Origin of the sequence: Mycobacterium sp. IS-836 (assembly GCF_001954275.1) — a bacterium.
GTDB lineage: Bacteria > Actinomycetota > Actinomycetes > Mycobacteriales > Mycobacteriaceae > Mycobacterium.
On record NZ_MBEU01000021.1, the window covers coordinates 80,860 to 102,737 of the forward strand.

26 protein-coding genes are annotated in these 21,878 nt (G+C 66.3%); 12 read left to right on the top strand and 14 right to left on the bottom strand.

Annotated elements, in window-relative coordinates:
- Positions 1 to 18: 18 nt before the first annotated feature.
- Entirely contained in the window at positions 19 to 606 is a 588-nt protein-coding gene (locus A5747_RS08405; protein WP_076123253.1) for a peroxiredoxin, read from the bottom strand.
- A 102-nt stretch (positions 607 to 708) separates the two neighbouring features.
- Between A5747_RS08405 and A5747_RS08410 the strand changes: the two genes are divergently transcribed.
- From A5747_RS08410 to A5747_RS08425, 4 genes are read left to right on the top strand one after another with little or no spacing between them, the layout of a single operon-like run.
- The gene (locus tag A5747_RS08410) at positions 709 to 1,644 is read left to right on the top strand and encodes a hydrogen peroxide-inducible genes activator (RefSeq protein ID WP_076123255.1); all 936 of its coding nucleotides are present in this window, start codon (positions 709 to 711) and stop codon (positions 1,642 to 1,644) included.
- 41 nt (positions 1,645 to 1,685) lie between these two features.
- Complete coding sequence (locus tag A5747_RS08415) at positions 1,686 to 2,399, top strand: EthD domain-containing protein (RefSeq protein WP_076123257.1); 714 nt, start codon at positions 1,686 to 1,688, stop codon at positions 2,397 to 2,399.
- Entirely contained in the window at positions 2,396 to 2,839 is a 444-nt protein-coding gene (locus tag A5747_RS08420; protein WP_076123259.1) for a TIGR03618 family F420-dependent PPOX class oxidoreductase, read from the top strand. The genes A5747_RS08415 and A5747_RS08420 overlap by 4 nt, the downstream gene beginning before the upstream one ends.
- A gap of 25 nt (positions 2,840 to 2,864) precedes the next feature.
- Positions 2,865 to 3,614, top strand: a complete 750-nt coding sequence (locus tag A5747_RS08425) for an enoyl-CoA hydratase/isomerase family protein (RefSeq protein WP_076123261.1) — start codon at positions 2,865 to 2,867, stop codon at positions 3,612 to 3,614.
- Positions 3,615 to 3,620: 6 nt separating this feature from the next.
- Here A5747_RS08425 and A5747_RS08430 read toward each other — a convergent pair whose 3' ends face one another.
- A complete protein-coding gene (locus A5747_RS08430) occupies positions 3,621 to 3,806 on the bottom strand; it encodes a bacterioferritin-associated ferredoxin (RefSeq protein ID WP_076058009.1) in 186 nt (61 codons plus the stop codon).
- 272 nt (positions 3,807 to 4,078) lie between these two features.
- Here A5747_RS08430 and bfr point away from each other — a divergent pair, with 272 nt between their 5' ends.
- The 7 genes from bfr (at position 4,079) to A5747_RS08465 (ending at position 10,991) form a co-directional block, all read left to right on the top strand.
- Complete coding sequence (gene bfr, locus A5747_RS08435) at positions 4,079 to 4,558, top strand: bacterioferritin (RefSeq protein ID WP_076058007.1); 480 nt, start codon at positions 4,079 to 4,081, stop codon at positions 4,556 to 4,558.
- A gap of 66 nt (positions 4,559 to 4,624) precedes the next feature.
- On the top strand, positions 4,625 to 6,694 hold the full coding sequence (locus A5747_RS08440) for an MDR family MFS transporter (RefSeq protein WP_076123263.1): 2,070 nt from the start codon (positions 4,625 to 4,627) through the stop codon (positions 6,692 to 6,694).
- A 16-nt stretch (positions 6,695 to 6,710) separates the two neighbouring features.
- Entirely contained in the window at positions 6,711 to 7,205 is a 495-nt protein-coding gene (locus A5747_RS08445; RefSeq protein WP_076123265.1) for a carboxymuconolactone decarboxylase family protein, read from the top strand.
- Positions 7,206 to 7,230: 25 nt separating this feature from the next.
- The gene (locus A5747_RS08450; protein ID WP_076123267.1) at positions 7,231 to 8,583 is read left to right on the top strand and encodes a glutamine synthetase family protein; all 1,353 of its coding nucleotides are present in this window, start codon (positions 7,231 to 7,233) and stop codon (positions 8,581 to 8,583) included.
- A 2-nt stretch (positions 8,584 to 8,585) separates the two neighbouring features.
- On the top strand, positions 8,586 to 9,692 hold the full coding sequence (locus tag A5747_RS08455) for an amidohydrolase family protein (protein WP_076123270.1): 1,107 nt from the start codon (positions 8,586 to 8,588) through the stop codon (positions 9,690 to 9,692).
- Between the two features lie 31 nt (positions 9,693 to 9,723).
- On the top strand, positions 9,724 to 10,557 hold the full coding sequence (locus tag A5747_RS08460) for a lysophospholipid acyltransferase family protein (protein WP_076123272.1): 834 nt from the start codon (positions 9,724 to 9,726) through the stop codon (positions 10,555 to 10,557).
- Positions 10,557 to 10,991, top strand: coding sequence for an SRPBCC family protein (locus A5747_RS08465; protein WP_076123274.1), 435 nt, complete (start codon positions 10,557 to 10,559; stop codon positions 10,989 to 10,991). The genes A5747_RS08460 and A5747_RS08465 overlap by 1 nt, the downstream gene beginning before the upstream one ends.
- Before the next feature lie 8 nt (positions 10,992 to 10,999).
- Here A5747_RS08465 and A5747_RS08470 read toward each other — a convergent pair whose 3' ends face one another.
- The 9 genes from A5747_RS08470 to A5747_RS08510 form a co-directional block, all read right to left on the bottom strand.
- Positions 11,000 to 11,317, bottom strand: coding sequence for a DUF732 domain-containing protein (locus tag A5747_RS08470; protein ID WP_076123277.1), 318 nt, complete (start codon positions 11,315 to 11,317; stop codon positions 11,000 to 11,002).
- Positions 11,318 to 11,497: 180 nt separating this feature from the next.
- Entirely contained in the window at positions 11,498 to 11,938 is a 441-nt protein-coding gene (locus tag A5747_RS08475) for a limonene-1,2-epoxide hydrolase family protein (protein WP_076123279.1), read from the bottom strand.
- Between the two features lie 90 nt (positions 11,939 to 12,028).
- Positions 12,029 to 13,351: a cytochrome P450 gene (locus tag A5747_RS08480; RefSeq protein WP_076123281.1), complete on the bottom strand. Its 1,323-nt coding sequence runs from the start codon at positions 13,349 to 13,351 to the stop codon at positions 12,029 to 12,031.
- A 4-nt stretch (positions 13,352 to 13,355) separates the two neighbouring features.
- Positions 13,356 to 13,769 (bottom strand): lipoprotein LpqH, encoded by a 414-nt coding sequence (locus tag A5747_RS08485; RefSeq protein ID WP_076123283.1) that lies wholly within the window; start codon positions 13,767 to 13,769, stop codon positions 13,356 to 13,358.
- 4 nt (positions 13,770 to 13,773) lie between these two features.
- A complete protein-coding gene (locus A5747_RS08490) occupies positions 13,774 to 14,631 on the bottom strand; it encodes an SDR family oxidoreductase (protein ID WP_076123285.1) in 858 nt (285 codons plus the stop codon).
- Positions 14,632 to 14,642: 11 nt separating this feature from the next.
- On the bottom strand, positions 14,643 to 15,116 hold the full coding sequence (locus A5747_RS08495; protein WP_175611372.1) for an SRPBCC family protein: 474 nt from the start codon (positions 15,114 to 15,116) through the stop codon (positions 14,643 to 14,645).
- Positions 15,117 to 15,155: 39 nt separating this feature from the next.
- Entirely contained in the window at positions 15,156 to 15,569 is a 414-nt protein-coding gene (gene rpfC, locus A5747_RS08500; protein WP_076057987.1) for a resuscitation-promoting factor RpfC, read from the bottom strand.
- 130 nt (positions 15,570 to 15,699) lie between these two features.
- Positions 15,700 to 16,236, bottom strand: coding sequence for a chorismate mutase (locus A5747_RS08505; RefSeq protein ID WP_076123287.1), 537 nt, complete (start codon positions 16,234 to 16,236; stop codon positions 15,700 to 15,702).
- Between the two features lie 68 nt (positions 16,237 to 16,304).
- A complete protein-coding gene (locus tag A5747_RS08510) occupies positions 16,305 to 17,294 on the bottom strand; it encodes an esterase family protein (protein ID WP_076123289.1) in 990 nt (329 codons plus the stop codon).
- A gap of 553 nt (positions 17,295 to 17,847) precedes the next feature.
- Between A5747_RS08510 and A5747_RS08515 the strand changes: the two genes are divergently transcribed.
- Positions 17,848 to 18,969 (top strand): hypothetical protein, encoded by a 1,122-nt coding sequence (locus tag A5747_RS08515; RefSeq protein WP_076123291.1) that lies wholly within the window; start codon positions 17,848 to 17,850, stop codon positions 18,967 to 18,969.
- Here the strand turns inward: A5747_RS08515 and A5747_RS08520 are convergent.
- From A5747_RS08520 to A5747_RS08530, 3 genes are read right to left on the bottom strand one after another with little or no spacing between them, the layout of a single operon-like run.
- A complete protein-coding gene (locus tag A5747_RS08520; RefSeq protein ID WP_076123294.1) occupies positions 18,966 to 19,538 on the bottom strand; it encodes a YceI family protein in 573 nt (190 codons plus the stop codon). The genes A5747_RS08515 and A5747_RS08520 overlap by 4 nt on opposite strands.
- A gap of 25 nt (positions 19,539 to 19,563) precedes the next feature.
- Entirely contained in the window at positions 19,564 to 20,577 is a 1,014-nt protein-coding gene (locus A5747_RS08525; protein ID WP_076123296.1) for an alcohol dehydrogenase, read from the bottom strand.
- 10 nt (positions 20,578 to 20,587) lie between these two features.
- The gene (locus A5747_RS08530; protein ID WP_076123298.1) at positions 20,588 to 21,850 is read right to left on the bottom strand and encodes a cytochrome P450; all 1,263 of its coding nucleotides are present in this window, start codon (positions 21,848 to 21,850) and stop codon (positions 20,588 to 20,590) included.
- Positions 21,851 to 21,878 lie beyond the last annotated feature (28 nt).

The window sequence follows — 21,878 nt, forward strand, 5'->3', positions numbered from 1 at the left end:
TCGTGATCAGGCCTGGGATCAGGCGGAGGCCTTGAGCAACTCGCCGGCGTCCAGCGTCGGGTCGCCCTTGCGCCAGTTGCACGCACACAGCTCGTCGGACTGCAGGGCGTCCAGCACGCGCAGCACCTCGTCCACGTTACGCCCCACGGATCCCGCGGTCGCCGACACGAATTGGATCTCGTTGTTGGGGTCGACGAGGAAGGTCACCCGGTCCGCGACGCCGTCGGCGTTGAGCACCCCGGTGGCTTCGACGAGTTCCCGCTTGATGTCGGACAGCATCGGGAACGGCAGCCGCTTGAGGTCTTCGTGCTGCGCGCGCCACTGGAAGTGCACGAATTCGCTGTCGATCGAGACGCCCAGGATTTGCGCGTCGCGGTCGGAGAACTCGTCGTTCAGCTTGCCGAACGCCGCGATCTCGGTCGGGCACACGAAGGTGAAGTCCTTCGGCCAGAAGAACACCACACGCCACTTGCCGGGGTGGTCCTCATTGGTGATCGTGGTGAAGTAGTCGCCTGGTTGCTGGGCGTCGACCTTCGACAGGTCGCCACCGATCAGCGCGGTGAGCTGGTAGGCGGGGAATTGGTCGCCGATCGTCAGCAATGCCATGTCCGCTCCTTATCTGGACTTAATCAAGATTAGCTGTCTTCCCCAATGTTGCCGTGAGCTCGGTCTAAAGTAAAGGTGATATATCCCACTACACTAATAGGTATGACCGATAAGAGTTTTCAGCCCACCGTCGCCGGGCTGCGCGCCTTCGTCGCGGTGGCCGAAAAGCAGCATTTCGGCAGTGCGGCAACCACTCTCGGCGTCAGTCAGTCGACCCTCTCACAGGCCTTAGCGGCGTTGGAAGGCGGCGTCGGCACCCGTCTCGTGGAGCGATCGACGCGGCGGGTGCGCGTGACGACCGAGGGGATGCGGCTGTTGCCGTTCGCGCAGGCCGTCGTCGAGGCGATGGGGGCGTTCAGCGCGGCGGCCGCGGGGGCATCCGACCCGCTGCAGGGCACCATGCGGTTGGGATTGATCCCGACGGTGGCGCCCTACGTGTTGCCGTCGGTGTTGGCGGGGCTGGCGAGCCGCCTGCCCGCGCTCACGCTGCGGGTGATCGAAGACCAGACCGAGCGGCTCCTGGCGGCGCTGCGCGACGGCGCGTTGGACGCGGCCCTGATCGCGTTGCCCTCCGATGCGGCCGGCGTCACCGAGATCGCCATCTACGACGAGGATTTCCTGCTTGCGGTGCCGCCCGGGCATCCGCTTTCGGGCAAGCAGCGCGTGCCCACCGGCGCGCTGGCGGAGCTGCCGCTGCTCTTGCTGGACGAGGGTCACTGCCTGCGCGATCAGGCCCTGGACGTCTGCCAGAAGGCGGGCGTGCGGGCCGACCTCGCCGATACGCGGGCCGCGTCGCTGGCCACCGCCGTGCAATGCGTGACGGGCGGGCTGGGCGTCACGCTGATCCCGCAAAGCGCGGCGCCGGTCGAGGCCGCGCGCAGCCAACTCGGACTCGCGCAGTTTGCGACTCCCCGCCCCGGTCGACGAATCGGCCTGGTGTTCCGCTCCTCGAGCGGCCGCGACGAATCCTATCGGCGGCTTGCCGGGATCATCGGCGCGTCGATCAAGGCCGAGCACAAGGTCCGGCTGATCAAATAGCGGCCCTGTGGACCCGGGGCCTCCGACGGTAGGTTCAGCCCATGGAGAAGGTAATCGCCGTACTGATGCGCACCGAAGCCGACGACGATTGGTGCGCCCGCCAACGGGGCCCCGTCGCCGACGCGCTGTTGGGGCTGGGCCTGCCCGGGTTGTCGGTCAATGTCCGGGACGCCGCGGTGCGCCACTCGCTGATGACGTTGACGACCCTGGACCCGCCGGTCGCCGCGGTGGTCAGCCTGTGGACCCAGCAGTGCTACGGCGACCAGACGGCGGCGGCGCTGGACCTGCTCGCCAAGGAATGCGAACTACTGGGCGCGTACCTGGTGACGGAGTCGGTCCCGCTGGCCGCGCCGGCCGTCGAATCCGGCACTCGCACACCGGGTTTGGCCAACATCGCCCTGCTGCGCCGGCCCGCGGCCCTCGATCAGGAGTCCTGGCTCACGCGCTGGCAGCGCGAGCACACCTCGGTCGCCATCGAAACCCAGTCGACATTCGGTTACACCCAGAACTGGGTGGTCCGGACGCTCACCGAAGGCGCGCCGGGAATCTCGGGCATCGTCGAAGAGTTGTTCCCCGCGGAGGCAATCACCGACTTGAAGGCATTCTTCGGTGCCGCAGACGACGCGGACCTGCAGCACCGGGTGGGCCGGATGGTCGCCAGCACAACTGCATTTGGCGCCAACGAGAACATCGACACCGTGCCGACCAGCCGGTACGTGTTCAAGGCGCCCTTTGGAAGTGAGGACACCGGATGACGACACTCGACGACGCGGTAGCGCTGGCGGCAGGGGAAAGCGGTCTGGCGGTGATATCCACCGTTCGTGCCGATGGCAGCGTGCAGGCATCGCTGGTCAACGTCGGCCTGTTGCCGCATCCGGCCGCGGGCCAACCGTCCCTTGCGTTTACCACGTACGGCAAAGTCAAGCTCGCCAACCTGCGGGCGCGGCCACAGTTGGCCGTCACGTTCAAGAACGGTTGGCAGTGGGCCACTGTCGAGGGCCGCGCCGAGCTGGCCGGCCCGGACGACGCGCAGCCCTGGCTGACGGGCGGCGATCAGTTGCGGCTCCTGCTCCGTGACGTCTTCACGGCGGCGGGCGGCACGCACGACGACTGGGACGAGTACGACCGGGTGATGGCCGCCGAGCGGCGTGCCGTGGTGTTGATCGCGCCGACCCGCGTCTACAGCAACGGCTGAATTCACCAACCGTTAGGCTGCAGCCGTGACGCTGCAGATCGACGACGAAAAGCGGGTACGCACGCTTACGCTCAACCGGCCCGACGCGCTGAATGCCTTCAACGAAGCCCTCTATGACGCGACGGCCGAGGCGCTGTGGGCCGCGGCCGAGGACCCCGAGGTCGCCGTCGTGCTACTGACCGGCGCCGGGCGCGGCTTTAGCGCCGGTACCGACCTCGCCGAGATGCAGGCGCGGATCACCGACCCCGATTCCACGCCGGGAAAGCACGGCTTCGTCGGCTTGATCGACGCGCTCAGCGCGTTTCCGAAGCCACTGATCTGCGCGGTGAACGGCGTCGGGGTGGGCATCGGCGCCACGATTCTCGGCTACGCCGACCTGGCGTTCATGTCCGCGACGGCGCGCCTGAAGTGCCCCTTCACCAGCCTGGGTGTCGCGCCCGAGGCCGCCTCCTCGTATCTGCTGCCGCAGCTGGTAGGCCGGCAGAACGCCGCCTGGTTGCTCATGTCCTCGGAATGGATCGATGCCGAAGAGGCGCTGCGGATGGGCCTGGTGTGGCGGGTCTGCAATCCGGACGAGTTGTTGCCCGAGGCCCGTCGGCACGCCGAAATCCTTGCGGCGCAGCCGATTTCGAGCCTGATGGCCGTCAAGCACACGATGGTCGAACCGATCCGTCCGGAGATCGCGGCGGCCAGCGCGCGGGAAAACGCTCATTTCGCCGAGTTGATGGGCGCTCAGGCCAACGCCGCCGCGCTGGCGGACTTCAACAAACGCTGACCGGAGTTATCGCGAGCGAGCGGGCTCGAGTTGGCGCGCGGATTCGATGATCGCGCGCAGCGTGCGCCGGCAGCGCCCGCAGTCGGCGCCGGCCCCGCACGCGGCGGCAATCTCCTTCGACGTGCAGGCACCCCGCGCTACCGCGTCGCACACCGTTTGATTGGTGGCCCCCACGCACAGGCATACGTACATCAGCGGGTCCCCCGCGTGCGCGCGTAAGCCGTGCGAACCAGCCTCATATTAGTGGAGTCTAACCTAACTAGATTAGCGGAGTCTAACCTAACGATGGGTGACCTAAGTCATGCCGATGAGCCCAGCCATACCTTGCTGAGCGCAGCCATACCTTGCTGGAAGATTCGAAATCGGCGTGGCAAAGTGCTGCTACAAGCCCGAAACGGTGTGCTTCAGCCCAGCCCGCCGTCCGCGCTCAGACATGACGGCCTTCATACCCCTAAGGAGCGATCGTGCAAGGTGATCCGGACGTTTTGCGCCTGCTCAACGAGCAATTGACAAGCGAGCTCACCGCAATCAACCAATACTTCCTGCATTCCAAGATGCAGGACAACTGGGGCTTCACGGAGCTCGCCGAGCACACCCGCGCCGAGTCCTTCGACGAAATGCGCCACGCCGAGGCGATCACCGACCGCATTTTGCTGCTCGACGGGTTGCCGAACTATCAACGCCTGTTCTCGCTACGCATCGGCCAAACGCTGCGCGAGCAGTTCGAGGCCGACTTGGCCATCGAATACGAGGTGATGGACCGGCTCAAGCCCGGCATCATCATGTGCCGCGAAAAACAGGACAGCACCAGCGCCAACCTCCTCGAGGAGATCGTGGCGGACGAGGAAAAACACATCGACTACCTGGAGACGCAGCTGGAGTTGATGGAGAAGCTGGGCGAGGAGCTGTACTCGGCGCAATGCGTCTCGCGGCCCCCGAGCTGACGCTCTGATTGCCGCTAACTGACCCTGGGCATCCGGTAAGCATCGGACGCCGACGGGAAGGCAGGCATGACGAGGACGACACCATCAGCGATCCCGGCCAGCCCGGCTGCCGAGCACGCGCCCGGCGACGTTGCGGTCGATCCGCAGCGACGGAATTTCATCTTCGTGGCGGTCTTGCTCGGCATGTTGATGGCCGCGCTGGATCAGACGATCGTGGCGACCGCGCTGCCGACCATCGTCGCCAATCTCGGTGGGGCGGGCCATCAGTCGTGGGTTGTCACCAGCTACCTGCTCGCGTCGACCATCATGACCGCCCTGGTCGGCAAGTTCGGTGACCTGTTCGGCCGAAAGCGGGTGTTCCAGGCGGCCGTCGTGTTCTTCGTCGCCGGGTCGGTGCTCTGTGGGCTTTCGAGTTCGATGGGCATGCTGGTCGCGTCGCGCGCGCTGCAGGGCATCGGCGGTGGCGGGCTCATGGTGACCGCCATGGCGTTGATCGGCGAGGTCATTCCGCTGCGGGATCGCGGCCGCTACCAGGGAGCGATGGGCGCGGTGTTCGGCGTCACCACGGTGATCGGGCCGTTGCTCGGCGGGTACTTCACCGATCACTTGACGTGGCGCTGGGCGTTCTGGATCAACGTCCCGATTTCGGTCGTGGTTTTCTTCGTGGCCGCGGCGGCCATCCCGGCGCTGTCCGAGCGCACCAAACCGGTAATCGACTACACCGGGATCCTGTTGGTCGGCCTGGGCGCCTCGGGGCTGACGTTGGCCACCAGCTGGGGCGGCACCACCTATCCGTGGGGCTCGGCGACGATCGTCGGGTTGTTCGCGGGTTCGGCTGTGACCCTGGGAATCTTCGTCTGGGTGGAAAGCCGTGTCGCCGCGCCGATTCTGCCGACCCGGCTGTTCGGCAGCCCGGTATTCACGGTGTGCTGCGTGCTGTCCTTCGTGGTCGGGTTCGCGATGTTGGGCGCGCTGACGTTCCTGCCGACCTACATGCAGTTCGTCGACGGCGTCTCGGCGACCACGTCGGGCCTGCGCACGCTGCCGATGGTGGTGGGCATGCTGACCACCTCGATGGGCAGCGGCGCCCTGGTCGGCCGCACGGGCAGATACAAGGTCTTCCCGGTCGCGGGCACCGCCGTGATGGCCGTGGCGTTTTTCCTGATGTCGCGGATGGACCCGTCGACATCGACCCTGCTGCAATCGGTGTTCCTGGTCATCCTGGGCGCGGGGATCGGGATGTGCATGCAGACGCTGGTCCTCATCGTCCAGAACACCTCGAGCTTCGACGACCTCGGCGTCGCCACCTCCGGGGTGACCTTCTTCCGCACGATCGGCAGTTCGTTCGGCACGGCCATCTTCGGCTCGCTGTTCAACAACTTCCTGCACAGCCGGATCGGGCCGGCGCTGGCCGCCAGCCACGCGCCCGCCGCCGCCGCCGCTTCGCCGGCGGCCCTGCACCGCCTGCCGCATACCGTGGCTGCCCCGATCGTGGCCGCCTATGCCGACTCGCTCACCCTGGTGTTCCTCTGGGCGGTGCCGGTCGCGCTGGTCGGGTTTGTGCTGGCGCTGTTTTTGCGCGAAGTGCCGTTGCGGGGGATCGGCAATAACCGCGGCGACATCGGCGAGGCGTTCGCCATGCCCACGAGCCAATCACCCGACGAGATGCTGGAGACCGCGATCGGCCGGCTGCTGCGGGGCGCTCCCGGCATGCGGCTGCGCAGCATCGCCATGCGGCCCGACTGCCAGCTCGACGTCGCCGGGCTGTGGGGCGTCCTGCGGATCTACCGCTATCAGCAGATGTATGGGGCGGCCCGGCTCACCGATATCGGCGACACGCTGCGGATACCTTTCGAGGTACTAGAGCCCACCTTCCGCCGCCTGGTCGGCGCCGGTTTCGTGCAGGGCGACGGCGACCAAATGTGGTTGACGCAATCCGGCGTCCAGCAGGTCGATTACGTGTACTCGCTGCTGGTGGCCTGGATCCTCGACAAGCTGGCCCGTTCACCGAGTTTCGAGGGCCGGCCGGACCGCCGCCAGGTGGAGGCCGCCCTGCAACGCATCGCGCATCGGGTTCTGGCACAACGCGAGTGGCACGACGAACAGCCGACGATCGCCCTACCGCAAACGGGCTAGGGCGTACCATCACGCCATGAGCCGAATCGGAACCTTCGCGGACGACGACGTCTACAGCTGGGCCACGAAATCGCCTGACCTTGGCGGCGCGATCGCCAACTTCAGCCAGGCGGTCTACACGAAGAACCGGTTGCCGATGCGCACCCGCGAGCTGGCCCGGACGGTGATCGCACATGACAACGAGTGCACCGTGTGCATGAATACCCGCGATGCCGACGGGCCCGCGGCAGGCGTCGACGAAGAGCTCTACGAGCACGCGCTGGAATGGCGCACCTGGCCCGGCTACAGCGAACAGGAGCGCCTGGCCGCCGAGTTCGCCCACCGCTTTGGCACCGAGCACACCAAGCTGCGTGACGACGAAGACTTCTGGAGCCGCTGCAACGAGCACTTCTCCGAGGAGCTACTCGCCGACCTCGCGATGTCCTGCGCCCTGTGGGTCGGCATGGGCCGGATGCTGCGCACCCTGGATATCGGCCAGGCCTGCAAGCTGACCTTGCCCAGCCGCGCCTGACCAGCACGCGACGTTTCGGGCTGCCATGACAGCCACACCGCTCGCCGCCGCGGCGATCGCCCAGCTCGAGGGCGAAGGCGTCGACACCGTCATCGGCACCGTGGTGAACCCGGCCGGGCTCACCCAGGCCAAAACGGTGCCGATCCGGCGGACCAACACGTTCGCCGACCCCGGCCTGGGTGCCAGTCCCACGTGGCACGCGTTCGCCATCGACCAGACCGGCATCGCCTTCACCGACGACGTCGGCGTGGTGGGCGATCAGCGTCTGCGCATCGACCTGTCGGCGCTGCGCATCATCGGCGACGGGTTGGCGTGGGCGCCGGCCGCGTTCTTCGAACAGGACGGCACACCGGTCCCCGGATGCAGCCGCGGAACGCTGACGCGAATCGAGGCCGCACTTGCCGACGCGGGCATCGAGGCGGCCATCGGTCACGAAATCGAATTCCTCCTAGTGGAGCCCGACGGTGCGCGGCTCCCGTCGGTGTTGTGGGCGCAGTACGGCCTCGCCGGCGTGCTCGAACACGAGGCCTTCGTCCGTGATGTCATCGCGACCGCCAGCACCGCCGGCGTCGGGATCGAGCAGTTCCACCCCGAATCGGGGGCCAACCAATTCGAGATTTCGTTGTCCCCGCTACCGCCGGTGGCCGCGGCCGATCAGCTGGTGGTGGCCCGGATCATCATCGGCCGGGCCGCCCGGCGCCATGGGCTGCGCATCAGCCTGTCGCCGGCCCCGTTTGCCGGCAGCGTCGGATCCGGTGCACACCAGCACTTCTCGCTGAGCACTCCCGACGGACCGCTGTTCTCCGACGGAACCGGCGCCGCCGGCATGACAGCGGCCGGGGAGAGCGCGGTGGCCGGGGTGATTCGCGGGCTGCCGGAGGCGCAGGGGGTGCTATGCGGTTCGATCGTGTCCGGCCTTCGGATGAGGCCCGGTAACTGGGCCGGCGCCCATGTGTGCTGGGGCACCGAGAACCGCGAGGCCGCAGTGCGATTCATCAAGGGCGGCCCGGGCAGCGCGCACGGCGGCAATGTCGAGGTGAAAATCGTCGACCCCTCGGCGAATCCGTACCTGGCGTCGGCGGCGATTCTCGGGCTGGCCCTCGATGGGATTCGGCGCGACGCGCCACTACCACCGGAAGCGACGATAGATCCGGCAAAACTGTCCGCCTCGGAGCGAAAGCGCATCGGCGTGCTGCGACTTGCGGAGAATCAGGTGGAAGCGATTGCCGCACTGGATAATTCGGAGCTGATGCGCGGCATCCTGGGCGATGCCGCCGTCGACATGGTCATCGCGGTCCGCCGCCTGGAGCATGAGCAGTACGGCACCCTGGACGACGAGCGGCTGGCGGACAAGTTTCGGATGGCCTGGAGCCTGTGAGCATGCCGGACCCTTCGGACCTGGCGCAGCGCATCGGCCAAGTGCCGTTGATCGATCAGCACGTCCACGGGTGTTGGTTGGCGCCGGGGGACCGGGCACGCTTCGAGAATGCGCTCAACGAGGCCAACACCGACGCGCTGACGTACCCGGGCTTCGACTCGCAACTCGGCTTCGCCGTCCGTGCCCACTGCGCCCCGATCCTGGAGTTGCCCAAACACGCCGAACCCCAGGCCTATTGGGAGCGGCGCGGCCAGTTCACCGAGGACGAGCTGGCCCGGCTGTTCCTGCCCGCCGCCGGGGTGAGCGACTGGCTGGTGGACACCGGGATCGGCGCCGACGTCGCGGATGTCGAGAAGCTGAGCGCGCTGTCCGGCGACCGCGCTCACGATATCGTTCGGCTCGAGCAAGTGGCCGAGCAGGCCGCGCAAGCACCCGGCGACTACGCCTCGGCGTTCGAGGAGATCCTGCAGCGGCGAATGACCACGGCCGTCGGCACCAAGTCCATCCTGGCCTACCGGGGCGGGTTCGACGGCGACCTGAGCGAGCCTTCGCAGGCGGAGGTGGCCGAGGCCGCCGGGCGGTGGCGAGATGGCGGCGGCGTCCGGCTGCGAGACCGCGTCCTGCTGCGCTTCGGGTTACATCAGGCGCTGCGGGTCGGCAAGCCGCTGCAATTCCATGTCGGTTTCGGCGACCGGGACTGCGACCTGCATAAGGCCAATCCGCTGTATCTGCTCGACTTCCTCCGGCAGGCCGGCGACACCCCGATCGTGTTGCTGCACTGCTACCCGTACGAGCGCGAGGCCGGCTACCTCGCCCAGGCGTTCAACAACGTCTACCTGGACGGCGGGCTGAGCGTGAACCACCTGGGCGCACGGTCGCCGGCGTTCATCGGGCGAACGCTGGAGATGGCGCCATTCCGCAGAATTCTGTATTCCTCGGACGGGTTTGGCCCCGCGGAATTGCACTTTCTCGGTGCAGCCTTGTGGCGCAAGGGCATTCATCGCGTGCTGAGCGAATTCGTCGCAGACGGGGACTGGAGCGAGGGCGACGCGATCCGGGTGGTCGACTTGATCGCCCGCGAGAACGCCGCCCGCATCTACCGCGTTTGACCCCCGGTGACACGGGGGTACCCCTGCGGATATGCCGTCCGTGGGGGATGTCTTGCAGTGGGCCCGCGATCAAGTGGTATCGCGGGTGCCCAAAGCCGACCTCGACCAGCGCGATCCCGACTACATCCGGGACCAGCTTCCCGGCACCTGGCTGCTGGCGTCGCTGTACTTCAGGGCCGACGTGCGGGGCCTGGACCGCATTCCGCCGGAGGGCCCGGTGCTGCTGGTCGGCAACCACAGTGGCGGCAACGTGCCCCCTGACACGTTCGTCTTCACGCTCGCGTTCTGCTCGTACTTCGGGGTCGAACGACCCTTCTACCAGCTGGCCCACAACCTCGTCGTCTCCGCACCGCCACTGGGCTGGTTGCGCAAGTTCGGCACCGTCGCCGCAAACCACGAGAACGCCCGGTTGGCGCTGGAGTCCGGGGCGGCGCTGCTGGTCTATCCCGGCGGCGACTACGAGGTGTTCCGGCCGTCGTGGGAGCGCCACACGGTCGACTTCGGCGGGCGCATGGGTTACGTGCGGCTGGCCCGCGAGGCGGGCGTGCCGATCGTTCCCGTCGCCAGCGTCGGCGGCCAGGAGAGCGCGCTGTTCCTCGATAGGGGACAGTGGCTTGCCAAGCTCTTGATGACGGATAAGTTGTTGCGGCTCAAGAGCATTCCGATATCGCTAGCGCTGCCGTGGGGTCTGAACATCAGCGACCTGGCCGGCCACATCCCGCTGCCCACCAAGATCGCGATCGAGGTGCAGGAACCGATCGAGGTCGACGGCGACGACCAGGCGGTGCACGACAAGGTGATGGCTAGCCTGCAGGGCGGCGTCGATCGGCTGGCCGCCAAACGCCGATTTCCGGTGATCGGCTGATGCGCGTCGAACGCCGATGCGTGATCAACGCGGACCGCGACGCGGTCTGGAAGATCGTCAGCGACCCGGACTGCTACCCGTCGTTCATGACGAGCCTCGAACGCTGGGAGACGGCCGGTGAGCAGCGCAGCGGCGTCGGCGCGCGCTACACCGTGCACTGGAAGATCGGCTCGGTTCCCGTCGGCGGCCTGATCGAGGTTGTCGAATTCGACGACCGTCGAGACTTGGCCTGGGTCGGGATCACCGGGGTGAACCTGCGTGGCCGCATCCGGTTGCGTGACTGCGGGGACGGCAAAACCAGGGTGACGTTCCGGCTTTCGTATCAGGCGCCCGGCGGCATCTTGGGCTACATCGCCGACCGGATCGCGGTACGCCAGGTCGGTCGCAACCTGTCCGCCACGCTGAAATGCCTCAAGGGCCTCGTCGAGGGTTAGCTGCCTTCTTAGCTGCCTTTGGGGGCGTACTGCGGGCAATACTCCTTGATGCTCACGCCCACGAAGTAGCCGGAATGGTAGGCGGGCATGCTGCTGCTGTTCAGCACGTCGGCCGCCACCTGGTTGGGTGTCATGCCCTGGTCGAGTTTCTGGCAGACCATGTGACCGGCCTCGATCGCGTGGCTGGCCGATACGTGGTCGGTGATGCCCTCGGACTTGAGCGCTTTGAGGAATTTGTCGTCGTTGGTGTCGGCATGAGCGGTCGACACCGCCGCGAACGGGCCCAGCAGCGCGACCATCGCAGCCACGAACAAGCGGATAGCCATGGATTCACCCCCATTGTCGCCGCAGGCATTGCTGGCAGCATTCGCTGGCAGTGGCTGCGGCCGAACCTCTTTCGAAAGCCGCTATCCCCTTAACGACTCCCGACGACTGATAACCCCTATCGCCGCCGGCCACACCCGCGATCGACAGAGTTCACGCGGTATGCACTAACCGGTAACCGCTCAGACGAGGCCGGTCGCGTCGAACACCCAGCTGGTGTCTCCGGCAAGGCCCTCGAAGTGGTTGGGCGGCGCGAAGCTGACCAGGCTGTTCATGTCCCAATAGTCTTTCCAGACAGTGATTTTCCCGTCGATGACTTTGTGCACCGTGACGAACCTCAACACGCCCTGCTCGCCGGTCGCGAAAGTCCAAGTCTCCGAATGCTCGTACATGACATCGGGACCGTTGGAGACCAGCAGACCGTCGTGGTTCTCGTAGCCCGCGAGCGGCTCCAGCCCCATTTTCAGCCGTTTCACGATGTTGTCGGGACCCCGTGCCGCCAGCGCGGGGACCGGCATGTCCGCGTAGAGGCAGTCGTCTGCCAGGAACGTCTTCACCGCGTCCCAATCGCGCCGCGAAAGTGCCTGCCAAAGCCCGCTTACGACGTCCTCGACCGCGATCATAGAAGCCTCTGTCATAGCGGCAAATAAACTCGGTCGCCGGGCGGATGTCAACCCAATGACGTCGTTGCCCACCCGGCGCACCGGACGCGCTTACGTGTCGACCCGCGCCATCGACCGCGCTGGGCCCAGGATCACCGGCAGCGTCGACCATCCCCGCAGCACGCGCGTGTCACGCCTGCTGCCGGCGCCCGCCGCGCGCACGCCGGGAAAGCGGTCGAAAAACGTTCGCAGGCCCACTTCGCCCTCGGCGCGGGCAAGGGCGGCGCCCAGGCAGAAGTGCCGGCCCCCGGAGAACGCGAGATGTTTGCCGGCATTGGGCCGTTCGATGTCGAAGCGGTGTGGATCGGGGAATACCGACGGGTCCCGGTTGGCCGCGGCGAGGTAGACCACCGTCAATTCCCCACGCTCGACCCGCTGGCCCGCCACCTCGACATCGTTGCGGGCCACTCGCGCGGTGAGCTGCACCGGCGATTCCAGCCGCAGGATCTCTTCAACGGCGTTGGGCCACAACTCCGGACGCTGCCGCAGCGTCTCGAGGTGCTGGGGTGTGTCCAGCAACATGCGAATCCCGTTGCCCAACAGGTTCACCGTGGTTTCGAACCCGGCGGCCAGCACCAGCCCGGCGATCGCCTGAAGCTCAGTCTCATCCAGATATGTTTCGGCAGAGCCGCTTTCGGCAGTTTGGATCAACTGGCTCATCAAATTGTCGCCCGGGGATCGCCGCAATTGCCGCAGATGCTCCGCGAGCCAGGCGTTGAATCCGGCGATTCCCTGCTGCACGGTCCGGTACTGCCGCCACGGCAATGCGATGTCCAGGCTAGGCGCGGCCAACTCACCGAATTCCAGGATGCGCCCCCGGTCCCGCTCGGGTACGCCCAGGATGTCGCTGATGATCGCGACCGGGAGCCGCGAGCAATACCGTCCAACAATGTCCACGACACCGGGCTCTTCGGCCAACTCGTCCAGGAGATCGGCCGCGGTCTGCTCGACGCGATCCCGCAATGCGCTGACGGCCCGCGGGGTGAACACGGCCGACACCGTCTTGCGATAGCGCGTGTGGTCCGGCGGCTCGACGGCGAGCAACGACGGCGCACGCAACGGATGCAGAAGGTCGTCGCGGGCGTGCCGCTCCAGCCATCGCATCGGCGCCGGCAGATTCGACCCGAATATCAGCACGCGGAAGTCGTCGGATCGCAGCAATTCATGGGCGACCGCGTGGTCGGCAGTGATGAGGCTCGCCCGGCACCTCACCAGCGGGCCGTGCGCGCGTACTTCGTCGTAGAACGACACCGGGTCGGCGGCCACCTTCGGATCGATGATCAGCCTGCCCTGCAAATCTCCTCGCCGGGCCCCGATCGTCGCGAGAGTCCTGATCAACCCGTGCATCGCAAGCCAGTGCAATCTCTGCTTCATGGCTTCAGCACTCGGCGCTGATCTTGAAGTCCGTCGTGACGACCTTGTTGGGATTGCGGCTGTTGATCCCGTAGGCGCTGCCGGAGATGGTGTACGCCCTGCCCGCGAGTTCGACGTGCGCGCTTCCGACGCCGCCCTGCCAGAAGCTGCCGGTGAACCCGTCGATATTGCGGATCTTCACCCACTGGGGGACCACGCGGTAGCCGCTGAGCAGCACCACCGCTTCCACCTGGCCGTCGCGGTCGGGGATCTCGATGGTCCGGTACGACTGCAGTTGGCTGCACGCGGGAGGTCGGGCGCTGTGCGTGGTCCCGTCGATGGTCAGGCGGGCGGACCGCAGTGGCGTCGTCTGCGACTGCGCGCACCCGGCGACGCTGGCGACAACGGCCAGACCGATCGCGATCACCCGTTTCTGCACGGATTCACTCCTTCACTGGGGTCTTTTCCCCTGGGGTTTTCGGCATCAGCGCGGGTAGAGATTTGACGATGCGGCCTCGCACGAGCTCCGGGCTGAGGCCCTTGAACAGGTCGATCAAGCGAATGCCCTTGGGCACATACCAATGCAGCCGCCTCGGGTGGTGGTAAGCCTGCCACGCGGCCTCCGCGACACTGGTCGCCGGCATCAGCCGGAACAAGCCCTTTTTTGGCGAGGTGGCGCGCAGTTCCTCGCCGGACATCGTCGACCCGCCGTCGTCGGAGTGGTTGGTCGTCGTGGTCAGGATCGCGGTGTCGATCAGACCGGGAAGGACGTCGGCGACGCGCACCCCGTGTCGCTGCCACTCGACGCTGAGCGCCTCGGTCAGGCCCTTGACCGCATGCTTGGTCGACGAGTACACGGCGATGCGCGGCATCCCGTAGGTGCCCGCCGACGACGACGTCGAGAACATCAGGCTGCCCGGAGCCCGCTTGAGGTAGGGCAGCGCGCCGTAGGCCCCGGTCAGCACCGCTTTGTAGTTGACCTCCACCACGCGCATGGCGGCGTCGTACGGTACGTCCTCGAACCAGCCCGATTCACCGATGCCGGCGTTGTTCCACATCATGTCGAGTCCGCCGCCGGTATTCCCCGCGCAGAAGTCGGCCAGTGCGCCGTCGAGTGCGTCCTTGTCCGTCACGTCGACGACCCGGGTCCACAGCCGCTCGGCGCCCAGCTCCCGGCTCAAGCCCGCCAGACCGTCGCCGTTGCGGTCCACCGCGGCCACTCGCCATCCATTGGCGTGGAAGAGCTTTGCGCCCTCGCGGCCCATGCCGCTGCCCGCGCCGGTGATGAAGATGGATTTCACCCAGGCCGCCTCTAGCCCGCCTCGACCACATCTTTGATGCGGTTCAGCGTTTTGGTCATGTCGCGGATGTTGCGGCGCTTACGCAGAAAGCCGCCCAGCAACCAATACACACCGAGCCATGGCGCCGGGTTGAGGCGAAACGATTCGGTGACGTCCGTGCCACCGCCGGAAGGCGCCAATCGGTAGTGCCAATTGTTCACTGGGCGGTCGCCGAGCATGACCGCGAAGCCGAACTCACGGCCGGGTTCGCACGCGGTCACCTTGCAGGTCGTCCAGTACACCGGGCCTATCTCGTTGCGCCGGACGTGGCCGCGGAATTTGGCGCCCAGCGTCGGGCCGGCGGCATCGCCGAGCCACTCTGCCTCAATGACTTCCGGGGAGAACCGCCCGGTGTTGCGGACGTCCGCGATCAGCTCCCAGATCTTGTCCGCGGGCGCCGCCATATGTACTGTCGCCGAACCTTCCATGGCCTGATCCAAACACAGCTTTGTGCGCGGTCATAGACCATGGGCGGTCATCGACCATCAGTGCGGGATGCTCGCCTGAATGATCCCGTTGATGATTTGTTTGATGCCCTGTGCGGGGTGCGAATACAGCCCGATCGGAAGGCCCGAAGCGGCGCCGCACTTCGGCCATGCCTCGACCCCCTGGTCGGCAAAGACCCGGTTTGCCACCGCGATCTGTTCCTCCCTGGATGCGGCCGCGGGGTTACCGACGCCGCCGTATCTGGTCCAGGTGGCTGGTTTGAACTGCAGCCCGCCGTATTCGCCGTTGCCGGTGTTGGCCTGCCAGTTCCCGCCGGATTCGCACTGCGCCACCGCATCCCAGTTGGGGGTGACGGGGGTGGCGTTGGCTTCGACGGTTGAAGTAGTCAGCGACGCTGCAACGAACCCGCCGGCCATCAGGGACTTGACGAGAGGCTTGCAGAGTTTACTCATGTCAAACAATTCGGCAGCTGTGTCCGAAGCGTTACCAATTCGAAAATTGGCCGAGATAGGCCGTCTATCAGCCGAAATTGGTTCTCACCAGCGGAAAGACAGCTTTAGAGATTCGTAAGAAATGACTAAATCAGCCCTGGCAATACGAGCTCGTTGCCAACGAGAGCGCCTGCCGGTCGACGCCGTCGAGCTGGCGTGCCCAGATGACGCCGCCGCTGGCAGCGTCGAGCTGCGGGGCGCATGCCGGCGAATGCAGCAGGCCCCAGTTGGCCGCGATCTGGGTCAGCATCGTCTGGTTGAGGGCGTCGATCGCGCTCCGCAACGTGGGCAGGTCGGGCGGATCGGCCGGCACGCTGGCCGGGTCGAGCTTCCACGCCGCGAACCGGCTGTATTCGATCGCCTCGGTCGCGTGGATCTGGTCGCGGAAGACCTGGGTGACGTAGGCCGGGTCGACGTGCCGGGCGGTGGCCTCGGCGCCCACCTTGGCGAGTTCTCGTTCCACGCGGTCTGGGTCCTCGATGGCGCCGTGCGTGCGCCACTTGACGGCGGCCACCGGCTCGGCGAGCTGCAACCGCTGCGCGGCCGCGTCGACCAACTCGGTCAGTCCGCTGTCGGCGCGCGCCTGCGGCGCCAGGGCGGCGACCAGAACCGCCGGCGCCGCGATCACGACCCTTAACGCGCTACTGCGCCTGACGATGGCGTCAAGCGCAGTAGCGATGGTCGGACTACGACGGGTTATCCGCCGCCTCCGGGGGTGGCACCCAAGCTGCTCTGCAGGTCACCCTTCATGGCGTTGAGCTGCGCTCCCCAGTACTCCCAGCTGTGGGTTCCGTACGCGGGGAAGTTGAACACGGCGTTGTGGCCACCCGCGGCGTTGTAGGCGTCCTGGAACTTCTTGTTGACGCCGATCATGAAGTTGCTCTCCAGGAACGTCGCCGGCAGGTTGGCACCGCCCAGCTCGTTCGGAGTCCCGTTGCCGCAGTACACCCAGAGCCGGGTGTTGTGCTCGACGAGCAGGTTGACGTTGACCAACGGGTCGTTGCGTTGCCACGCCGGGTCGTTGTCCGGCCCCCACATGTCTTCCTTCTTGTAGCCGCCGGCGTCGCCCATTGCCAAACCGATCCAGCCCTGCCCGGTGGACGGGCTGAGGTAGCCGGACAGCGAGCCGGCGTAGACGAACTGGCCCGGGTGGTAATTGGCCAGGTTCATCGCCGACGCACCGGCCATCGAGATGCCCACCGCGGCACTGCCGTTCGGCTTGACGCCCTTCTGCGAAGACAGATACCCCGGCAGCTCGCTGGTCAGGAACGTCTCCCACTTATAGGTCGAGCAGCCGGCCTTTCCGCACGCCGGGCGATACCAGTCGGTGTAGAAGCTGGACTGCCCACCGACCGGCATGACGATGGATAGGCCCGACTTGTAGTACCACTCGAACGCGGGCGTGTTGATGTCCCAGCCGTTGTAGTCGTCCTGAGCGCGCAGGCCGTCGAGCAGGTACACCGCCGGCGAGCCGCTTCCGCCGCTCTGGAATTGGACCTTGATGTCGCGGCCCATCGCCCCGGACGGAACTTGCAGGTACTCGACCGGCAGGCCCGGGCGCGAAAACGCGCCAGCGGTCGCCGTCCCCCCCGCAAGACTGATCAGGCCCGGCAGTGTGACGGCCGCTGCTGCACCGACCAATAGCCGCCGTCTCCAGGCCCGAATCTTTTCGCTCACGTCTGTCATACCTGCCCCTTAGTAGTGTGTTCGTCGGGTGCCCTCGGCAGAATTTACCGTGTGAATAGGTCAAATGTCGATTAGGACGCGAAGCAATCTCGGTTTGATATCGGTTAGCGCCCGTCAATTAACCACCGCTGCTCCGTGGGCCTTCGACCTCGCTGACCGCCCGGAACGCCGGGCAACAAGGCCGGTATGGAGCTTCCGAGGCGGCATCGCGGTCAGCCCCGCGGGTAATACATAAAGGCTGTCTAATCAAAATGGCGAACCCGATTTCGCGGAGTTCGATCGGGCCAGGCAATCCTGCGGCGACGCCGCTGCGTCGGCGCGATTTCGGTCGCCCGGGTCGACACGCTGGCTCAATCTGCGAGTTTGGCCGGGATCCCACACTGGCGCGGCCGAACTTGAATCGACCGCGTAGGCTCTGTCGGAGCAAGCCGATGGAGACCAACCCCTCCTGGTCCGTTCCGGCTCTCACGAATCACCGCACCAGCGGACTTCCTGGTGCGCGCGGTGGTTTGGTCGAGGGCGTTGGAGGCCCGGGAACGATCGAGGTGCAAATTTGGACGCGGTACTAGGGCTATCACTGACGCCAACCACCGTCGGGTGGGTCCTCGCGGAGGGGCACGGCGCAGACGGCACCATCGCGGACCATCGGGAATTGGCACTGCAAGCGGGGCGTGGTGTGCGCGCGGTGAGCACCGCGGAGCAGGTGGCAGAAGAGGTATTGCGGGTGAACGCGCTGGCGGCCGCGGCCGAGCGTCACCTGCGCGTCATCGGAGTCACCTGGAACGACCAAGCATCCGCGCAGGCCGCCCTGCTCGTGGAAGCGCTGACCGACGCGGGTTTCCACAACGTCGTGCCGGTTCGATTGCTCGATGCGGTCGAGACCCTGGCGCGCGCCATCGCACCCGTGATCGGTTACGACCAGACCGCGGTCTGCATCCTCGAGCATGAGTGGGCGACGGTCGTCATGGTCGACACCCATGACGACGAGACGCAAACAGTCGTCAAGCATGTGCGCGGCGGCTTCGACGGGCTGACCCAGTGGCTGACCGGAATGTTCGAACGCAACGGGTGGCGTCCGGGCGGAGTCGTCGTCGTCGGGGCGGACGCCGATACCGGCGGACTATCCTGGCAACTCGAAAAGGCTTTACCAGTACCGGTTTTCGCGCAAACTATGGCGCAAGTGACGGTGGCGCGGGGCGCGGCTCTGGCCGCCGCATCCAGCACCGACTTCACCGACGAGCAACTGGTAGCGCACATCAGCGAACCCGCCGCCGCGCCCGAGCGGAGTCGGCGGTTGTCCTACGCGGGGGCCATGACCGCGTTGGCCGCCGGCACGGTTACCTTCGTCGCGTCGGTCTCCCTCGCTCTGGGCATTCAGCTGGCGCCGGGCGCCCAGCCCGCGGGACCTAAGCACTCGGTGCACCCACCCACGCCGCAAGTCGCCGAGGCCGTCGCTCCCGCGGTCGCACCGCCCCGCGAAACCGAGCAGGCTGCCCCGCATTCCAAGGCGCCGGCCGGTGAGCCGGTTGCGGAGCCGGGAGCGCCGGACGAACAGCAAGGCGTACCGGCGGAGCCGCAGCCCGAGCCGAATGGGCAGCCGTATCTGACCAGGATGCTCGAGCACATCCCCGGCGGTACCGGCGATTCCGGGCCGCACACGCCGACCCAGCCTTAATCCCCGCGGCGCTTGCCTTTCGGGTGCACCGCCGTGAAGGACACCGTCACCTCGTCGGCAACCTGCACCGAGCCCATCAACAACGAATAGGGCTTGACGCCGTAATCGCTTTGGCGAACCAGGGATTCGGCAGACATTCGCCACGAATCACCGAGGTCCTCTGTGCGCAAGTCGATTACGTGTTCTCGCGACTTTCCTTTGATGTGCAGCTTGCCGGCGAGGCGGTACCCGTCGCCGGTCTTGTCGATGGCATCAGCATCAGCATCGGCGGCGAACCGGATCTCCGGAAATCGCCCGGCGTCCAACGACTTCAACGCGTTGGACCGGATCAAGGCCTTCTCGGGACCGGACAGGCCTTTGACGCCGCCGTCGCCGCGTAGCACCTCGAACGAGTCAGTCTCGACCGCGAGCTCGACGGCGACGGGTTCGGCGCCGGCCCAACTCACCGTGGCCCGCCACCGCGTCATCGCGATGGTGAGCCGATGACCCATCCGCGCGGCCCTGCCCTTGACGCCGGTCCGAAGTAACAGCTCACCGTCGGATGCGTCCAGGTCCCACCGGTCGGTCACACACCGACCCTATTCGGGGCCTTGTTCACATGGTCAAAACGGTGCGGTAGTGCGCCCGGCCGCCTTCCAGCGCCGCATAGCCCTCCGCGGCTTGCGACAGCGGTAATTCCTCGATCCACGCCCGCACGCCGGACAAGACCGCGAAATGCATCGTGTCCTCGACGTCCTTGGCGGTCCCGGAGGGATGGCCGACAATGCTGACGCCCGGCGTTATCAGCTGCACCGGACTGATGGGCAGCGGTTCGGGCGTGACGCCGATCGTGACCAGTTCACCTTGGGGGAGTATGCCGCCAACCGTGGCGGCCATGGCCTTCGAATTGCCCGCCGTGGCCAGCACCACCGTCGCCCCGCCCAAGGCCTTCAGCGCCTCGGCGGGGTCGCTGGCCGTGGAGTCGATGTAGTGATGGGCGCCAAGTTCCCGGGCATCATCGGCTTTGCCGGTACCGCGGTTGATCGCGATGGTCTCGAATCCCATTGCCCGGGCGAACTGGACCCCTAGGTGGCCCAGGCCGCCGACACCGAGTATTGCCACCCGATCGCCCGGCAGCGCCTTGGTGTGGCGTAAGGCGTTGTAGGTGGTCACGCCGGCACAACCCAATGGGGCGGCTTCGGCGTCGGAGAGCTCTGCCGGTATTCGGGCCAGAGCGCTGACCGGCACGGTCACCGACTCGGCGTAGCCGCCGGGATACTGCCAACTCGGCACCTTGCCGTTCTCGCAGTGAATGAACTGGCCCTTTCGGCATTGATCGCAGTGGTAGCAGCATCCACCGAACCATCCCACCGCGACGCGATCGCCGATCGCGAAATCCTGGACGCCGTCGCCGATTTCAGCGATTTTGCCGGCGATTTCATGCCCGGGCGTCAGCGGCCACGACATGCCCGGAAAGCCACCCGCGACAAAATGTGCGTCGGTGCCGCAAATGCCACACGCGGTAACCGTCAGACGAACCTCGTCGGGGCCCGGCGGCTTGGTTTCGACATCGACCAGTTCTAACGCTGCTCCAGCGGACTTTACGTGAACGGCTCGATGCGTGGGCATGCGATTGATGCTAGTGCGCGACAGGGGATTTCGCCGCCCCGTTGGTGTGGTAGTCCACCTGCCAATGCTTGATGCCGTTGAGCCACCCCGAGCGAAGCCGCTCGGGTTTGCCGATCGATTCCAGGTTGGGTATGCCGTCGGCGATCGCGTTGAAAATCAGGTCGATCGTCATTCGCGCCAGGTTGGCGCCGATGCAGTAGTGCGCGCCGGTGCCGCCGAAACCCACGTGGGGGTTGGGATCGCGCAAGATGTTGAAGGTGAACGGGTCATCGAACACCTCCTCGTCGAAATTGGCGGAGCGGTACACCATCACGACCCGCTGGCCCTTCTTGATCTGCACGCCGGACAGTTCGTAGTCCTCCAGCGCAGTGCGCTGGAACGACGTGACCGGGGTGGCCCACCGGACGATCTCGTCGGCCGCGGTGGCGGGACGCTCCCTCTTGAACAGTTCCCACTGATCGGGGAAGTCGGTGAAGGCCATCATGCCCTGGGTGATGGAGTTGCGGGTCGTCTCGTTTCCGGCGACCGCCAGCAGAATGACGAAGAAGCCGAACTCGTCGTCGGACAACTTGTGACCGTCGATGTCGGCCTCGATCAGCTTGGTGACGAGGTCATCGCCCGGGTTCTTCGCCCTGTCGGCGGCCATCTGCATGCCGTACATGATGAGTTCGACGGAGGCGGTGATGGCGTCGTTGTTGGCGAACTCGGGGTCTTGGTCGCCGACCATCTCGTTGGACCAGTGGAAGAGTTTCTTGCGGTCTTCCTGCGGCACACCCATCAGGCCGGCGATGGCCTGCAACGGCAGCTCGCACGACACCTGTTCGACGAAGTCACCGGAGCCTTCGGCCGCCGCGGTCTCGACGATGCGCCGGGCGCGCTCGGCGAGGTCTTCGCGCAGCCGTTCGATTGCTCGGGGAGTGAAGGCACGCGAAATGATCTTGCGTAAGCGCGTGTGCTGCGGCGCATCCATATTGAGTAGGACGAACTTGCCACGCTCGACCTGCTCACCGACGGTGCCGTCCCGATAGCGCGGTATCGCGGTCTTTTGCAGGCTGGAGAAGATGTCGCTGCGCAGCGAGATCTCCTTGACGTCCTTGTGCTTGGACACCACCCAGAAACCGCCGTCGTCGAAACCGCCGGCCCCGAGGGGTTGCTCGTTCCACCAGATCGGCGCAGTCCTGCGGAGCTCGGCCAGCTCTTCCACCGGCAGCCGCTCGGCGTGAACGTCCGGGTCGGTGAAATCGAACCCTGGAGGCAGATTGGGGGTTGGCATGAACCACTCCTCGATACGACGTGTTCTA

What these genes read in the sequence shown, in the direction of transcription:
- A5747_RS08440 (WP_076123263.1), top strand. Translation starts at nt 4,625, where the DNA reads ATGACGAGGACGACACCATCAGCGATCCCGGCCAGCCCGGCTGCCGAG.
- A5747_RS08430 (WP_076058009.1), bottom strand. Translation starts at nt 3,806, where the DNA reads ATGTACGTATGCCTGTGCGTGGGGGCCACCAATCAAACGGTGTGCGAC.
- A5747_RS08470 (WP_076123277.1), bottom strand. Translation starts at nt 11,317, where the DNA reads ATGGCTATCCGCTTGTTCGTGGCTGCGATGGTCGCGCTGCTGGGCCCG.
- A5747_RS08415 (WP_076123257.1), top strand. Translation starts at nt 1,686, where the DNA reads ATGGAGAAGGTAATCGCCGTACTGATGCGCACCGAAGCCGACGACGAT.
- A5747_RS08465 (WP_076123274.1), top strand. Translation starts at nt 10,557, where the DNA reads ATGCGCGTCGAACGCCGATGCGTGATCAACGCGGACCGCGACGCGGTC.
- A5747_RS08525 (WP_076123296.1), bottom strand. Translation starts at nt 20,577, where the DNA reads ATGCCCACGCATCGAGCCGTTCACGTAAAGTCCGCTGGAGCAGCGTTA.
- A5747_RS08460 (WP_076123272.1), top strand. Translation starts at nt 9,724, where the DNA reads ATGCCGTCCGTGGGGGATGTCTTGCAGTGGGCCCGCGATCAAGTGGTA.
- A5747_RS08445 (WP_076123265.1), top strand. Translation starts at nt 6,711, where the DNA reads ATGAGCCGAATCGGAACCTTCGCGGACGACGACGTCTACAGCTGGGCC.
- A5747_RS08420 (WP_076123259.1), top strand. Translation starts at nt 2,396, where the DNA reads ATGACGACACTCGACGACGCGGTAGCGCTGGCGGCAGGGGAAAGCGGT.
- A5747_RS08480 (WP_076123281.1), bottom strand. Translation starts at nt 13,351, where the DNA reads ATGAAGCAGAGATTGCACTGGCTTGCGATGCACGGGTTGATCAGGACT.
- A5747_RS08405 (WP_076123253.1), bottom strand. Translation starts at nt 606, where the DNA reads ATGGCATTGCTGACGATCGGCGACCAATTCCCCGCCTACCAGCTCACC.
- rpfC (WP_076057987.1), bottom strand. Translation starts at nt 15,569, where the DNA reads ATGAGTAAACTCTGCAAGCCTCTCGTCAAGTCCCTGATGGCCGGCGGG.
- A5747_RS08450 (WP_076123267.1), top strand. Translation starts at nt 7,231, where the DNA reads ATGACAGCCACACCGCTCGCCGCCGCGGCGATCGCCCAGCTCGAGGGC.
- A5747_RS08410 (WP_076123255.1), top strand. Translation starts at nt 709, where the DNA reads ATGACCGATAAGAGTTTTCAGCCCACCGTCGCCGGGCTGCGCGCCTTC.
- A5747_RS08455 (WP_076123270.1), top strand. Translation starts at nt 8,586, where the DNA reads ATGCCGGACCCTTCGGACCTGGCGCAGCGCATCGGCCAAGTGCCGTTG.
- A5747_RS08530 (WP_076123298.1), bottom strand. Translation starts at nt 21,850, where the DNA reads ATGCCAACCCCCAATCTGCCTCCAGGGTTCGATTTCACCGACCCGGAC.
- A5747_RS08475 (WP_076123279.1), bottom strand. Translation starts at nt 11,938, where the DNA reads ATGATCGCGGTCGAGGACGTCGTAAGCGGGCTTTGGCAGGCACTTTCG.
- A5747_RS08510 (WP_076123289.1), bottom strand. Translation starts at nt 17,294, where the DNA reads ATGACAGACGTGAGCGAAAAGATTCGGGCCTGGAGACGGCGGCTATTG.